At 61.1% G+C, this 11,690-nt stretch carries 21 protein-coding genes; 10 read left to right on the forward strand and 11 right to left on the reverse strand.

The features are described 5' to 3' along the window. Position 1: 1 nt before the first annotated feature. The 11 genes from AAFM31_RS09920 to AAFM31_RS09970 form a co-directional block, all read right to left on the reverse strand. Positions 2–205, reverse strand: coding sequence for a hypothetical protein (locus tag AAFM31_RS09920; RefSeq protein ID WP_341707756.1), 204 nt, complete (start codon positions 203–205; stop codon positions 2–4). Further along, positions 202–696: a hypothetical protein gene (locus AAFM31_RS09925; protein ID WP_341707757.1), complete on the reverse strand. Its 495-nt coding sequence runs from the start codon at positions 694–696 to the stop codon at positions 202–204. Before AAFM31_RS09925 ends, AAFM31_RS09920 begins: the two co-directional genes overlap by 4 nt. Before the next feature lie 66 nt (positions 697–762). Then, on the reverse strand, positions 763–1,578 hold the full coding sequence (locus tag AAFM31_RS09930) for a DUF2303 family protein (protein WP_341707758.1): 816 nt from the start codon (positions 1,576–1,578) through the stop codon (positions 763–765). A 41-nt stretch (positions 1,579–1,619) separates the two neighbouring features. Next, entirely contained in the window at positions 1,620–1,964 is a 345-nt protein-coding gene (locus AAFM31_RS09935) for a hypothetical protein (protein ID WP_233048839.1), read from the reverse strand. 26 nt (positions 1,965–1,990) lie between these two features. Continuing rightward, complete coding sequence (locus AAFM31_RS09940; protein ID WP_088273969.1) at positions 1,991–2,239, reverse strand: pyocin activator PrtN family protein; 249 nt, start codon at positions 2,237–2,239, stop codon at positions 1,991–1,993. Next, positions 2,236–2,616 (reverse strand): hypothetical protein, encoded by a 381-nt coding sequence (locus AAFM31_RS09945; protein ID WP_341707759.1) that lies wholly within the window; start codon positions 2,614–2,616, stop codon positions 2,236–2,238. The genes AAFM31_RS09940 and AAFM31_RS09945 overlap by 4 nt, the downstream gene beginning before the upstream one ends. After that, a complete protein-coding gene (locus AAFM31_RS09950) occupies positions 2,613–2,897 on the reverse strand; it encodes a phage antirepressor KilAC domain-containing protein (RefSeq protein ID WP_341707760.1) in 285 nt (94 codons plus the stop codon). Before AAFM31_RS09950 ends, AAFM31_RS09945 begins: the two co-directional genes overlap by 4 nt. Continuing rightward, a complete protein-coding gene (locus tag AAFM31_RS09955; protein ID WP_341707761.1) occupies positions 2,887–3,132 on the reverse strand; it encodes a hypothetical protein in 246 nt (81 codons plus the stop codon). The genes AAFM31_RS09950 and AAFM31_RS09955 overlap by 11 nt, the downstream gene beginning before the upstream one ends. Continuing rightward, complete coding sequence (locus AAFM31_RS09960) at positions 3,129–3,404, reverse strand: hypothetical protein (RefSeq protein WP_341707762.1); 276 nt, start codon at positions 3,402–3,404, stop codon at positions 3,129–3,131. The genes AAFM31_RS09955 and AAFM31_RS09960 overlap by 4 nt, the downstream gene beginning before the upstream one ends. After that, positions 3,401–3,595, reverse strand: coding sequence for a hypothetical protein (locus AAFM31_RS09965; RefSeq protein WP_341707763.1), 195 nt, complete (start codon positions 3,593–3,595; stop codon positions 3,401–3,403). Before AAFM31_RS09965 ends, AAFM31_RS09960 begins: the two co-directional genes overlap by 4 nt. A gap of 92 nt (positions 3,596–3,687) precedes the next feature. After that, a complete protein-coding gene (locus AAFM31_RS09970; protein WP_341707764.1) occupies positions 3,688–4,425 on the reverse strand; it encodes an XRE family transcriptional regulator in 738 nt (245 codons plus the stop codon). A gap of 119 nt (positions 4,426–4,544) precedes the next feature. Here AAFM31_RS09970 and AAFM31_RS09975 point away from each other — a divergent pair, with 119 nt between their 5' ends. From AAFM31_RS09975 to AAFM31_RS10020, 10 genes are all read left to right on the forward strand, one after another. Further along, entirely contained in the window at positions 4,545–4,757 is a 213-nt protein-coding gene (locus tag AAFM31_RS09975; RefSeq protein WP_341707765.1) for a Cro/CI family transcriptional regulator, read from the forward strand. Between the two features lie 322 nt (positions 4,758–5,079). After that, positions 5,080–5,568, forward strand: coding sequence for a phage regulatory CII family protein (locus tag AAFM31_RS09980; protein ID WP_341707766.1), 489 nt, complete (start codon positions 5,080–5,082; stop codon positions 5,566–5,568). Then, entirely contained in the window at positions 5,555–5,782 is a 228-nt protein-coding gene (locus tag AAFM31_RS09985; RefSeq protein WP_341707767.1) for a TraR/DksA C4-type zinc finger protein, read from the forward strand. The genes AAFM31_RS09980 and AAFM31_RS09985 overlap by 14 nt, the downstream gene beginning before the upstream one ends. A gap of 25 nt (positions 5,783–5,807) precedes the next feature. Beyond that, positions 5,808–6,395 carry a hypothetical protein gene (locus tag AAFM31_RS09990; protein WP_371833031.1) on the forward strand — a complete coding sequence of 196 codons (588 nt, stop codon included), beginning with the start codon at positions 5,808–5,810 and terminating at the stop codon, positions 6,393–6,395. After that, on the forward strand, positions 6,388–7,452 hold the full coding sequence (locus AAFM31_RS09995; RefSeq protein WP_341707769.1) for a PriCT-2 domain-containing protein: 1,065 nt from the start codon (positions 6,388–6,390) through the stop codon (positions 7,450–7,452). The genes AAFM31_RS09990 and AAFM31_RS09995 overlap by 8 nt, the downstream gene beginning before the upstream one ends. Then, a complete protein-coding gene (locus tag AAFM31_RS10000; RefSeq protein WP_341707770.1) occupies positions 7,449–9,221 on the forward strand; it encodes a primase-helicase family protein in 1,773 nt (590 codons plus the stop codon). Before AAFM31_RS09995 ends, AAFM31_RS10000 begins: the two co-directional genes overlap by 4 nt. Positions 9,222–9,527: 306 nt before the next feature. Next, entirely contained in the window at positions 9,528–9,965 is a 438-nt protein-coding gene (locus tag AAFM31_RS10005) for a hypothetical protein (RefSeq protein WP_341707771.1), read from the forward strand. A gap of 289 nt (positions 9,966–10,254) precedes the next feature. Further along, entirely contained in the window at positions 10,255–10,626 is a 372-nt protein-coding gene (locus AAFM31_RS10010; RefSeq protein ID WP_341707772.1) for a hypothetical protein, read from the forward strand. Next, positions 10,623–10,973: an HNH endonuclease signature motif containing protein gene (locus AAFM31_RS10015; RefSeq protein WP_341707773.1), complete on the forward strand. Its 351-nt coding sequence runs from the start codon at positions 10,623–10,625 to the stop codon at positions 10,971–10,973. The genes AAFM31_RS10010 and AAFM31_RS10015 overlap by 4 nt, the downstream gene beginning before the upstream one ends. 207 nt (positions 10,974–11,180) lie before the next feature. Further along, entirely contained in the window at positions 11,181–11,675 is a 495-nt protein-coding gene (locus tag AAFM31_RS10020; protein ID WP_341707774.1) for a phage terminase small subunit P27 family, read from the forward strand. Positions 11,676–11,690 lie beyond the last annotated feature (15 nt).

The following is an 11,690-nucleotide window of genomic DNA, read 5'->3' on the forward strand; positions in this document are numbered from 1 at the left end:
GTCACACCCCCTCTGCGCATTCTTCGCGCATCAGCTGGATGTCGATATCCAGCATCTGGTTGCGCAGGTTGTCGATTGTCTTTTGCCGGCGAAAGCGAGCGGCTTCGCCCTCGGGCGGGGTGCGCAGCAGCAGGGCGATGTTGGCGGCGTGGGCAGCGTGTTGCTGCATCAGCTCTTGCCGGGTGCGGATGGCTTGGCCTGTCATGCTGCCTCCTGCGTGGCGCGGGCGCGGTTGAGGTCGTCGACGATGCGGAAGCCGCTGGAGGCGAGGTTTTTGGCCTCGCGTGATTCCTTGAAACTGCCGGTGGCGTGCAGGGCGTTGGCGGCGAGGTTCAGCTTCTCGGCCATCTTCCCGATGGTGCTGATGTCGCGCTCGCTGAGCGGGGTGAGATTGGCGCGCAGGGCTTGCAGCTCCTGCTCGTGGTTCAGCTGCTGCTGTTCCAGTGCCTGGGCGTAGTCCGACTTGGTGCGCTCCAGCTGGTTCTTCAGGCCGACTGTCTCGCGGCGCAGGTCGTTGTTGTTACGGTTTGCCGAGTTCATACCGGCGCGCAGTTTGCTGAGTTCGGCCCTGCCCATGCTGCTGCCGCGCTCGAATGCCTCATAGGCCCACCAGCAGGCGATGGCCAACAGGGCGATCAGGACGAGGATGGCGGCGCCCAGGTAGTGGATGTCGGTGAGGGTGGTTGGTGCTGTCATTGGCTGTGTCTCCCTGCGCCCGGTGCGCAGTGGTAGGTGCTGCACCGGGCTGGCTGCTGTTGGTGGTTAATTGCCGATGGCGAAGGTGCCGACGGTGAGTGTGCAGAGCCCGCCAATCTCGGCGGTCAGGCGTTCTTTGAACTCCTGCGCCATCTCTTCTTCTTGCTGTTCCTGCATCACCCAGCGCGCTTTCAGCATCGGGGTGTCGCCGGTGATGATGCTGAGGCGTAGTTTGAAGTCGCGCCGGCCCAGGCCGTCATAGGGCGGGGTGGTGAACAGCAGGTCGCTCGGCTGCTGCTCTGCGTGGGCGGCTTCGATGCTGTCCATGCTGCTGCGTGATGCGCCAAAGTTCTGCTCGGTGCTGGTGCGCTCGGCCATGGCCTTGATGGTGATGCTGCGGACTTTCTGCACGGCGACAGCGGTGGCCATGATGGTGCCGGTGGTGTCACGCACCTCGAGGAAGTCGTGCCAGTCTTCCATCCACTCGGCCAGCTGGCTTTGCTTGAGCGTCTTGCCAGCAATCTGGCGCAGGGCGTTGAACGCGGCAGTGGGCTTGAGGGTGAGGGTGGCGCTGTCGTCACCGTGGCCGGGGTCGCCGATATCGCCCAGGTTGAACAGCACCTGGCAGGCCATCGCGTCGGCATCGACAAAGCCGGACGGCGTGTCATCGCCCATGTGGTGGGCAACGTAGTTGCAGAAGTCGCGGAACGACTGGGTTTTGAGCTGGCCACGGAAGCGGCTGCGCATTGAGTCTAGATGCTCCAAAACCTGAACGCGGTACTGATCGGGTACCAGTGCGGCGGGCACGAAGGTATCCAGCGGCTTGCCGTTGGCTACGGCGTGGGTCGCTGTGATCTGGTTAAGGGTTTCTACTGGCAACATTGGGTCTTTCCTTGTGGTAGGTGGATTGGTGCTGCTGGCGGTCAGTCGCGGGCGACGACCGGGGCGTCCTGCTTGCTAAACAGTTGGCCGCTGGGGTTGTCGGCGAACAGCTGCAGGCCGTTGGCAGTGACGAAGAACGGCGTCTCGGTGGCCGTGTCTTCACGCTTGCTGCCGCGCTTGGTTGGCTCGGTAAAGTCCAGCTTGTGTGCCACTTTCACCTGGTGGCTGTCGCCGATCTGGCTCAGCTCAAGCGTGAGGGTGACTTTGCCCTTCTTGCCGTGCTCAACGACGCCGGCGGCGACGTGCGACAGGGCCATGCCCATCTGGTTGGCGAGTACGCCGGCGTTCAAGCTGGCGATGAACTCGCCCGGGTCGGTAGGTTTCATTGGTGCTTCCTCTGGTTGTGTGCCGCTTAGGCGGCGTTGGCCCGTTGGAGCTGGGCGTCGAGGTATCGGGCCAGCTCTTCCAGGGTGACGACCAGCGGGCTGCGCTTGGATGCGTGCAGCCGCTGGAGCGTGATTTGCAGCTCACCGGTATCGATCAGCCGGCGCAGGTGGCGGTCTGTGCGAATGTGCGGGAAGTGCTCGGCGCGCAGTTCGCTCAGGGTGAGATAAGGCAGCGTGTAGCGGCGCTGCAGCTGTGCCAGGGTGGCGGTGGTCATGCGGCCACCTCGGGCAGGTAGCCCACTGCAAGCAGCTCGCGCAGACCATCTACTGTTTTGGCCTGGACCATGTGCATTACATGCTGGCCGTCCATTACGGTGAGTTGCAGCTGCTCCTGGCCGCGCCCTGCAAACCCGACGCTGACGGTCAGCGGGTGGGGGAAGCGGGCTATGCCAATATGCAGGGCCTCGGCCAGGCGCAGGGCGGCGTTGTCCAAGCGGCGCAGGTGCTCGAGCGCTTCAGCGGCAGCGGCTGCGGCCTGTTTGGCATCCACGGCGGTAGGGTGCTGGAGGCGCAGCTGCAGCAGGGCGACGGCACCGGTGATGCGCTCGACCAGTGGCTGCGGGTTGAGTGGGGTTTTGTTGAGGTTGATCACGCTGCCTCCTCGATCTCTACGCCCATCAGGTCGGCGAGCCAGCGCAGGCCCTTCTGGGTGACGTAGGTTTGGCCGTAGATCTGGCCGTTGCCGTTGTTGATCTGCGGGTTGCCGTTGTGGTGCTTGAGCTGCACGCGAAAGCGGCCCCGGTCAACGTCTGACGTGTTGTAGGGCAGGCAGTGCTCGTCAAGGATTTTGCGGGCCTTGAGGTCTGCGGTCAGGCGCTTGAGGCCGGTACCGAGCAGCTTGGCCGTGGTGGCGAGGTCGAATTCACGCGGCATGGGTGGCCTCCTGTGTTGCTACAGACCAACGGCGTTTGTTGTGTTCGCGCGCGTTGTGCTGCAGTGCGTCAAGCCGGTCCGCCTCCTCCCGGTCAATTAGTCCAAGGAAAAAGACCATGTTGATCTGGCCGCCGGCGTACCCGGTGTCGTAATCCGCTGCGCACCGGTACCGCACCCAGTCCAGCGCCTTGCTGATATGCAGGAGCGCCACCTTGCGCTGTTCTTCCCGGTTCACGCTGCACGCTCCAGACGGCCATTGGCGCAGTCTTCGATCCAGCGTTGGGCGCGGTACTTGAGGGTTTTGTCAGCTTGCACCAGTGGTAGCGTGGTGCTGTTGACGGTGCCGCAGGCGCGCAGGGTGAGGTTGATGCGCTGGCCATCGTGCTGGGTTTCCAGCTTGGCGCGCACGCGCTCGCCGTTTGGCTGCTGGAGCACAACGAGGAAGGAGCCTCGGCTTTTGATCTGGTGAACCAGAAGGCTTTGGCTGTTTACGGTGAGGCGATTCATGCTGCGTCACCTCCGTCCCAGGGGCCGAGGTCGTCGACCGGCTGAGCAGGGCGCAGGGCAGCGCCACGGCGGTTGCCGCCGATAACGATGGCAAGGCCGGTGCGGGCGATGACTGCTGCGATAGCTGCCGGATTAGTGGCTGCGGTGGGGTGCAGGTATACCCTGCAGGTGTTGCTTGGCTGTGTCTGCATTGTGTTGAACCTGAGTGGTAGGTGGGTTCAACACAAAAATAGTCTGACTAATTTATTTGGTCAATAGTCTAGCTAATATTTCTATCGGAATTTTATAGCTCTACTATTTTTCGGCGCGCCTTGCCGCAGATGGTCCATTCTTCCGACAGTCGAATGATTCGATCTGGGAAGGCAGGGTTGCTCGCTTCAAGATAAAACGATCCACCCTCTCGGCGCAGGCGCTTCAGCGTAACTGTCTGATCGCTTGTGCGTTTGGCCAGCACTATGTCACCTGGCTGCGCTTCGATATCGGGATCGATAACGACCCGATCTCCGGGGTACACGTCCGGCACCATGCTTGTGCCGTCAACTCTCAATACAAAAGCCCGACTGCTCACAGGGCCTCCTGAGTGAATCCATTCGTCAGAGTCGCCAGGGTGGAAGTTGTCGACCGCTTCGCAGAACGCGCCGGCCTGCACCTCGCCGATCACAGGCAGCATGCGGCCTGCTTCGGTGTCGGGGCTGACATTTTCGCCTGAGTGGTAGGTTGGCCGGGTTTCCTTGACCTGGTGTGGTATCAGCGGGGCGAGTCGATCGCTCACTTCTGCTGGTTGGAAGTGGAGGGCGTTGGCCAGCTTAAGTAGTGCCTCAATGTTGAGGGGCATTCTGCCGGTTATGTACTGGCTAACAGATCCCTGAGATGACCAACCGCACCGATCAGCCACGACGTACTGATTGAGGCTTTTGTCTTCACGCTTTCGGGCCTTGTATATCGCCTTCAGGCGTGCGCTTTCCTCGGCAACGATTGCCGGGTCAACCTCTGGCTGTTTGGTTTGGTATGAATTGGTCATGCGCCAATAATTATTACTTGGGCTTATATTTGCAAACGGCCAGACTAATAAATCCTTGCGCAATAAAATTGGCCTGACTAATATGGCCGCTAGTGCAGAAATGAAGAGGCGTCATTGCCATGAAGATCACCGATGCGATTCCGTTGAAAGACTTTGCGGCCGGTCGCTCGCAAGAGCAGATCGCGGTCGCGCTTGGGGTAACCCAAGGTTCGGTATCCCAGATGCTCAAATCGAAGCGGAATATCTGGGTGCGCGCGCTTGCTGGTGGCCGCTTTCAGGCCTATGAGCTGAAGCCGGTAGGCCGGAACCCTGCCGAACCAGCAGCCGCCTAACAGAACATCAGCCCGCCGGAGACACAGCCATCTTCAGCACGGCGGGAGCCGGTAGCGGGAGCCTCACCAGCAGACCGCTACCGGCACAGAGCAAGAAACAAAGCCAGCCGCATTGCGACTGGCTGAATAGGTGTCAGAGCCAAGGGGCCACCTACCACGGAAGACCCTGACTCTGACGGGTTTGGTGAGCAGCTACCACACCGCTCACCGTACAACAGTCAGCCCCTGACACAGCCAGTGCAGAGGGGCCGGCGACTGCTGTAGACCAAGGATAAGCGCGCATGCGCGCCTTGGCTACGGCGATAAAGGGGAAATAAGACCTATGAGCCGTAAAGACTTGCTGCCGGATGCCGGGCCGGTGCTGTCACTCAGGGCTGCGCTGTATCGCGCTTGCCGTGACGCCAGAGGCGGTATCACTGCCGTTGCGTTGGAAATGGGCATCGACCCAGACGCCCTGCAAAAGTCACTGAACCCGAACAACCGGCGTCCGATCGCGCCGGAGTGGATCGAGGACATTCTCTCCCATACGCAAGACCCTCGCCTGACCGCTGCGCTGGTGCGCAGTGCGGGGGCTGTTGCTTTCACCCCTCAGCCAGTGCCCGCCACTAAGCCCGCGCTCAAGGCCTTGGGCAAGATGCTTGAGGAAGAGGGCAAGTTTGTTGGCAGCCTGCATGCCGGTGCCGACGACGGGCGCTGGGAGGCTCATGAGGTCGCCGATCTGGAATACCACGCGCGGCTGTTGATCGGGCAGGTGCTGGGCATTGTGGCTGGTGCGCGGCAGGCGATGGAAGAGGGCCATGACCATGGCTGATGCATGCGACCTGGGTAGCGATCGCGCTCAACAGATGCTGGATGATGCTCTCGCGGCCCGCCTCCAGAAAGCCTCGCGGCCCGCTATCGACCACCCGTACTGCCTCGACTGTGATGAAGCCATTCCACTCAAGCGGCGCGAGGCGTTGCCGGGGGTTGAGTGTTGTGTCGATTGCCAGGCCGTGCGCGAGCTCAAGGGGGTGGGCCGTGCGTGAGCGTCCGATTCTGTTCAGCGCGCCGATGGTGCGCGCCATCTTGGAAGGCCGGAAGACGGTGACGCGGCGGGTTGTGAAGTTGCCGAAGGGGTCGCAGCTTGAGGAGATTAGCTGGCCTTGGATGCGGCCAACCGTATGGCTTCCAAGCAGGCAGAAATCTGTTCTGATGGACTGCCCCTACGGTGAGCCCGGCGATCAGCTTTGGGTAAGAGAAAGCTGGTGCCCGATCTACCGTCAGGGTGATCCGGACCTGGGAGTGATCGAAGTCGATTATCGAGCCACCCCGACAAAGCGAATGTGTGACCTGGATGGCTCCCGCCGTTGGAAGCCGAGCATCCATATGCCCCGTTCGGCGAGCCGCATCCAGCTGGAAATCACTGCAGTGCGCGTAGAGCGCCTGCACCAGATCAGCCGGGAATCCGCGCTAGATGAGGGATGCAGCCTCCCAGACTTGCCGAGTGATCTGGCCGGGTTGTTTGGTGAGTGCCCGCCAGATGAGCGGACTGCGTTCGCCAGTCTCTGGAGCCGTATCAACGGCGATGAGAGCTGGGACGCAAACCCCTGGGTTTGGGTTGTCGAGTTCAAGGTCATTAAGGGGGCGCAGCATGGCTGATTACCCTGATCTGACGCTGGACGACCTCAAGAGCATGCTGGATAGGATCTCTCCAGCTTGTGACCGTAAGACTTGGGCAATGATTACCATGGGCATCAAGCATGAGTTCGGAGAGGACGGCTTTGATGTTTGGGATGACTGGAGCCGGGGTGACTCAAGGTACAAGCGGGATGATGCTCTAGGTATGTGGAAATCATGCAAGCTATCTGGCACTGAGGGCACAGTCACCATTGCCTATGTGGTGAAGCTTGCGGTTGAGAATAACTGGACACGCGAGCGTCGTGAAATGTCAGCCGCTGAGAAGCGGAGGAAAAGGGAAGAGCAGGAAGCTCGCCGCAAAAAGCGGGAGGCCGCGGTGCTGGCCGATCAAGAGCACGCTGCGAACATGCAGCAGCAGATCCAGGCTGCAACTGTTCGGCTGTTGTCTGAGTTCACCAAGGCGCGGGGCAAGTCTGCGTACCTGGACCGCAAGCAGGCACCGGCATTTGGTGTGCGCTTTGTGACGCAGCCGGTGCTGATGGTGACCGACGACAAGCGCGGGGTGTGTGAGATTTGGACCGGGGAGAGCATCGGCCAGTTCTTTGCGGCTCTGCCTCACCCGCGCCCTGACCACCTTTCATTCCGCAAGTACGGGACGGGTGACATTCTGATCCCGCTGGCCGATCTGGACGGTACCGTGTGGAGCCACCAGAGCATCAACGGCAACGGCACAAAGCTGTTCCCGAAGTTTGCGCGCAAGCAGGGTTGCTGCCACTGGGTTGGGCGGTCGGATGATATGCCGGTGATCGCGTTGGCCGAGGGCTACGCGACGGCCTGCAGCGTGTACCAGGCGACGCAGTGGCCGACGATCATGTGCGTTGACTTGGGCAATATGGCGCACATTGCCCGCGGTATTCGTGAGCGCTACCCGCACGCGCAGCTGGTGATTGCCGGTGATGATGACCCCAAGGCCAACGGCGATAACCCGGGCCGGGTGCAGGCCGAGGCGCTGGCGTTGGAGTTTGACGCGGTTGCGGTGTTCCCGGTACCGCCGGAGCAGAGCAGGGAGGCGGCATGACGGCATCCCGCAAGATCGATTGGAATGACCTGCATGTAGAGTTTGGGCTGGACGTGGTGCGAGAGCAGTTGCAGCGTGCTGCGGCCAATGCGCCGTTGCCGCGTGTGCGCACGGCGGGCGAGCCTGATGCGGCTGATGACCTTCCCCCGGCCCCATCCGACACAGCGCCCGCCGCTGGTGCGGCACCGCCAGAAGAGGGGGCGGGGGAGGCTCCGGGCTGGACGCTGGAGAAGGTGACGGCCCGGTTCGCTCTGGTTGAGGGCGAGACGAAGGTATTCGACCTGCACCGCAAGGTGGTCGTGAAGAAGACGGGCTTTTTGGCGATGGTTGGCAAGGCGCTGGGCAACCAGTGGTATGACCTGCCGGGCAAGAAGGGCGTAGACCCTGAGCACGCGAAACGGTTGGAGACGGATGCGAAGTTGGGCAAGCGGCTGGGCAAGTCGAAGGGGCAGCTCAAGGCCAAGGACTTGTACTGGCGTTATGTGTACCTGGACGGCTCGCAAGATATCTATGACCGCCAGCTGCGGCAGCGTTTGCCATCGGCGGCGGTGAAGTTGGCGTTGGGTGATGCGTTCTCGCTATGGCAGAACTCGGACCAGCGCCAAGTGATCCCGGCTGCGAATCTGGTGTTTGACCCGCGCATGACGGAAAGCCCGAAGGATACGATCAACACCTTCGAGGGCCTGCCTCTTACCCCGAACCCCGATCTAGAGTTGTGCCGTGGCATCGTCTGGTTGCTGGGGTTCTTGTGCAACGGCCAGCAGGATGCGGTCGACTGGCTGACGAAGTGGCTGGCATTCCCCCTGCAGCATGTGGGCGCGAAGCTGGACACGGCGGTGCTGATGCACTCGACGATGGAGGGCTCGGGTAAGAGCCTGCTGTTCGGCGACATCATGCGGCCGATCTATGGGGAGTACGGCGCAACGGTTGGCCAGGTGCAGCTGGAGAGCAGCTGGAGCCAGTGGCAGTCGAGCAAGCTGTATGGCTTGTTTGAAGAGGTCGTCAGCCGGGATCAGCGTTACAACCAGACCGGCAAGATTAAGCACATGGTCACCGGCAAGACCGTGCGCATTGAGTCCAAGTTTATGAACGGGTGGGAAGAGGCGAACTATATGAACGCCGTGTTCCTGTCGAACGAGATCCTGCCCTGGCCGATCGGGGAGAACGACCGGCGCATGCTGGTGCTGTGGCCAGAGCTGACGCTGCCGGAAAAGGCGCAGAAGCGGATCGGCTGGGAACTGGCGAACGGCGGCATTGAGGCGTTCTACCAGTATCTGCTGGATTACGACCTGGGCGACTTTGACGAGCGCACCCGGCCACCGAAGACGCCAGCACGGCAGCGGCTGGTTGAGCTGAGCTTCACTGCGTGGGAAACGTTCTACAACCTGTGGAAGACGGACGGGCTGGGTATTCCGTTCAGCCCGTGTCGCACGCAGGACCTTTACGGCCTGTTCACTGAGTGGTGCTCGCGGGGCGGTGAACACAAGCTGAGCGAGACTAAGTTCGGGCTGTTTCTCGGTACCAAGCCGGACACATACAAGTCGCCTGGGCAGTACTTCTGGTACGACGACTTCAACAACCGAAGGCGCTCGATGTTCTTTGTCCCTAACCCGCCTGACGGGCTCGACCTGTCGGATGGCAAGCGGCTGGGCCAGTTGGTGCGCGATTGGCGCAGGCAGGCCGCTGAGGCCGGCTGGCACCCGGAGAAGTGGGACGGCTGCATTGGATACAGCGCGCCGCTGCGCAATGCGGGAGGCCCTGATGCGTAATCTGTCCGGGGTGTCTAGGGTGTGTCTAGGGTTGCAGAATCAAACCCTAGACAGCTACAGCCCGCGTGTTAGAGGGGCTGGCGTTCAAGTGTCTAGGGTTGCAGGGGTTTTTACGCGCGCGCGGGCGTGTATTTATCGCAATCGGCTTTGGTGTTTTTTGTTCATGCGTGAGGAAAAAACCCTAGTAACCCTAGACACCCTAGACAGTTATAAAAAAGTGTTTGTTTTTAAAAGGGTTTTGCTGTCTGGGGTTGTGTCTAGGGTTGGTCGATTTCTGTCTAGGGTTGGAAAACAGGGGGTGTTGCGATGATCGAGCGGGTTGAAATGGCCCTGATTACCTGGGGAGACCAGTATCGGCGGCGGGGCACGGTGGCAATGCTGCAGTGCACTCTGGGTGCAATGATCGATGCTCGGGGCGAGCTGATCCGGAGTACTGCGCTTGGCAATGGCTACGGCGTTGGTCTTGAGAACGGCCCGCTGGGTGCTGTGGGTGAAGCGGTCGAGCGTGCGCTGGTGATGATCCGGCAGCCGGTTGAGGCGGGCGGGCACGGCAAGGTAGGTGTTGAGCTTTCCAAGCTGGCTCGGGTGCGGTACCTGACAGACCCGATGCCGCTGGTGGAGCAGCAGACCAAGCGTATGGGCTGGCGGTCGCAGGCAACGTACCGCAGCAAGCTGCACCAGCTGCATGTACTGGTGGAGCCGATCCTGCTGGCTGAGTTGCCGTGGCTAAAGCGGTCTGCGTGAAAATAGTTATGACCGTTCGTCGGGTGTTTTTTGGTGCCAAACCATGTTCAACACACCTTGCACACACCACCCACACAAAGCCACGGAAACGGCGTTAATCGATGGTTTACGCCTTTGACGGTGTAGCGTAAAAAGTCAGCTAAGTTTTTGATTCGTGCGTAAGCAGCAAGCGCACAACGCTTCCCCTGCTGGATTGGCTGCCAGCAAACCCCAAACCCCGCTTCGGCGGGGTTTTCTATTTCAGCGCCAGGGAAGGTTCAACCCGGGAGCATCCATGAGGACTCAAGACATGAGCGAGCCGACCACCGCAGGGCTGGCCGGCATTGGCCTGGGCAAGTTGTTGGGCATCAGCGTTGGCGCTAGTGCCGCAGCGCTTGTGGTGATGTGCCTGACTGAGCCGCAGTCGCGCCGTGAGTGGGTGGTTGCCCTTGTATGCACGGTGTTCGGTTCGGTATGCGGAGGTGCGTTCATCATCCAGTGGCTGGGCTTGCAGGCATGGGCCGATACAGTCGAGGGCTTGATGGCATTCGCTGGCGTGTACTTGACCGCCGGCTTGCCTGCTTGGGTGCTGGTGCGTGGTGCGTTTGCTTGGTTCAACGGGCCTGACGGTCGGAGCCTGCCAGCCATCCTCGGGCTGTTGCTCAAGGTGTTCCAGCGGTGACAAAGATCACCAGTAGCGCGGCCAAGGGTTACGACTACCGCTGGCAGAAGGCGCGGCTGGTGTGGCTGGCAGAGAATCCGCTGTGTGCAGAGTGCAAGCGGCATGGTCGGGTGACGCCCGCCACTGTGGTTGACCACAAGGTGCCGCACCGGCTTGGTCACGCGCTTATGACTGGTTGCAAGGTTGCCATCGCAGCAGCCCGCAAGTTGTTCTGGGATCGGAAGAACTGGCAGTCACTCTGCAAGCCGTGCCACGACAGCTACAAGCAGCGAGTAGAGAAGTCCGGCGAGCCTGGGTGCTCGGCCGATGGCATCCCGCATAACGCCAGCCACCACTGGAACCAGTAGTGCAGTTCAGAGGCTGCGAGATTAGAGATTTAAGCTAATCGTCGAGTTGGGCTCTAGGCAGAAAAACTGCCGCAGGAGGGGGTACCCAAAAGTCCCCAACCAACAGACCCTCGAACGACGGGGGGAACCTCGTTTGCAAGAGCGGGAAAAATGGGGGTGGCCCCCTTTGCTGAGGGGCGCGGCCCTGTGTGAAATCTGAGGTGATTTATGGCTGGAAATGCAAACTCCGGCCGGCATGCAAAACCCGCTGTGGTGCATCTGCTGACAGGCAATCGGTCGAAGAAATCGGCGCGTGACCTGCATGACGAGATGCAGGGCAGCCCGCTGCCGGTCGAGATACCGGCAGCGCCTGACTGGTTGGACGAACACGCCCGCGCCGAGTGGGATCGAGTTGGCCCTGACCTGGTGCTGCTTGGGCTGATTACGCGACTCGACCGGCAGGCGCTGGCCCAGTACTGCGAAGCGGTCAGCGACTACCAGCGCTGGACGCTCAAGATTCAGCGCCTGAACGATGAGCTGGAAGGGCGCGGCGATGTGATGACCTATCGCACTGGCGCCAAAGACCTTTCGATCTGGCGCAAGCTGCGCAACGATGCTGAGCGGCGCGCTGACGCTGCAGGTGCAAAATTCGGATTCAGCCCGCTTGCGCGGCGCAACCTGCGGGTGAATCGTACCGGGTTTTATGGAGGCCATTTCGTTTAAGTCAGGCCGCCATGG

The organism is Halopseudomonas sp. (assembly GCF_038130085.1).
Classification (GTDB): domain Bacteria; phylum Pseudomonadota; class Gammaproteobacteria; order Pseudomonadales; family Pseudomonadaceae; genus Halopseudomonas.

Bases quoted from the DNA above. Each gene is read 5' to 3' on its own strand.
- AAFM31_RS09960 (WP_341707762.1), bottom strand. From the start codon at position 3,404: ATGAATCGCCTCACCGTAAACAGCCAAAGCCTTCTGGTTCACCAGATC.
- AAFM31_RS09965 (WP_341707763.1), bottom strand. From the start codon at position 3,595: ATGCAGACACAGCCAAGCAACACCTGCAGGGTATACCTGCACCCCACC.
- AAFM31_RS09990 (WP_371833031.1), top strand. From the start codon at position 5,808: ATGGTGCGCGCCATCTTGGAAGGCCGGAAGACGGTGACGCGGCGGGTT.
- AAFM31_RS10000 (WP_341707770.1), top strand. From the start codon at position 7,449: ATGACGGCATCCCGCAAGATCGATTGGAATGACCTGCATGTAGAGTTT.
- AAFM31_RS09920 (WP_341707756.1), bottom strand. From the start codon at position 205: ATGACAGGCCAAGCCATCCGCACCCGGCAAGAGCTGATGCAGCAACAC.
- AAFM31_RS10010 (WP_341707772.1), top strand. From the start codon at position 10,255: ATGAGCGAGCCGACCACCGCAGGGCTGGCCGGCATTGGCCTGGGCAAG.
- AAFM31_RS09985 (WP_341707767.1), top strand. From the start codon at position 5,555: ATGACCATGGCTGATGCATGCGACCTGGGTAGCGATCGCGCTCAACAG.
- AAFM31_RS09970 (WP_341707764.1), bottom strand. From the start codon at position 4,425: ATGACCAATTCATACCAAACCAAACAGCCAGAGGTTGACCCGGCAATC.
- AAFM31_RS09940 (WP_088273969.1), bottom strand. From the start codon at position 2,239: ATGACCACCGCCACCCTGGCACAGCTGCAGCGCCGCTACACGCTGCCT.
- AAFM31_RS09975 (WP_341707765.1), top strand. From the start codon at position 4,545: ATGAAGATCACCGATGCGATTCCGTTGAAAGACTTTGCGGCCGGTCGC.
- AAFM31_RS09935 (WP_233048839.1), bottom strand. From the start codon at position 1,964: ATGAAACCTACCGACCCGGGCGAGTTCATCGCCAGCTTGAACGCCGGC.
- AAFM31_RS09950 (WP_341707760.1), bottom strand. From the start codon at position 2,897: ATGCCGCGTGAATTCGACCTCGCCACCACGGCCAAGCTGCTCGGTACC.
- AAFM31_RS09925 (WP_341707757.1), bottom strand. From the start codon at position 696: ATGACAGCACCAACCACCCTCACCGACATCCACTACCTGGGCGCCGCC.
- AAFM31_RS10020 (WP_341707774.1), top strand. From the start codon at position 11,181: ATGGCTGGAAATGCAAACTCCGGCCGGCATGCAAAACCCGCTGTGGTG.
- AAFM31_RS10005 (WP_341707771.1), top strand. From the start codon at position 9,528: ATGATCGAGCGGGTTGAAATGGCCCTGATTACCTGGGGAGACCAGTAT.
- AAFM31_RS09980 (WP_341707766.1), top strand. From the start codon at position 5,080: ATGAGCCGTAAAGACTTGCTGCCGGATGCCGGGCCGGTGCTGTCACTC.
- AAFM31_RS09930 (WP_341707758.1), bottom strand. From the start codon at position 1,578: ATGTTGCCAGTAGAAACCCTTAACCAGATCACAGCGACCCACGCCGTA.
- AAFM31_RS09995 (WP_341707769.1), top strand. From the start codon at position 6,388: ATGGCTGATTACCCTGATCTGACGCTGGACGACCTCAAGAGCATGCTG.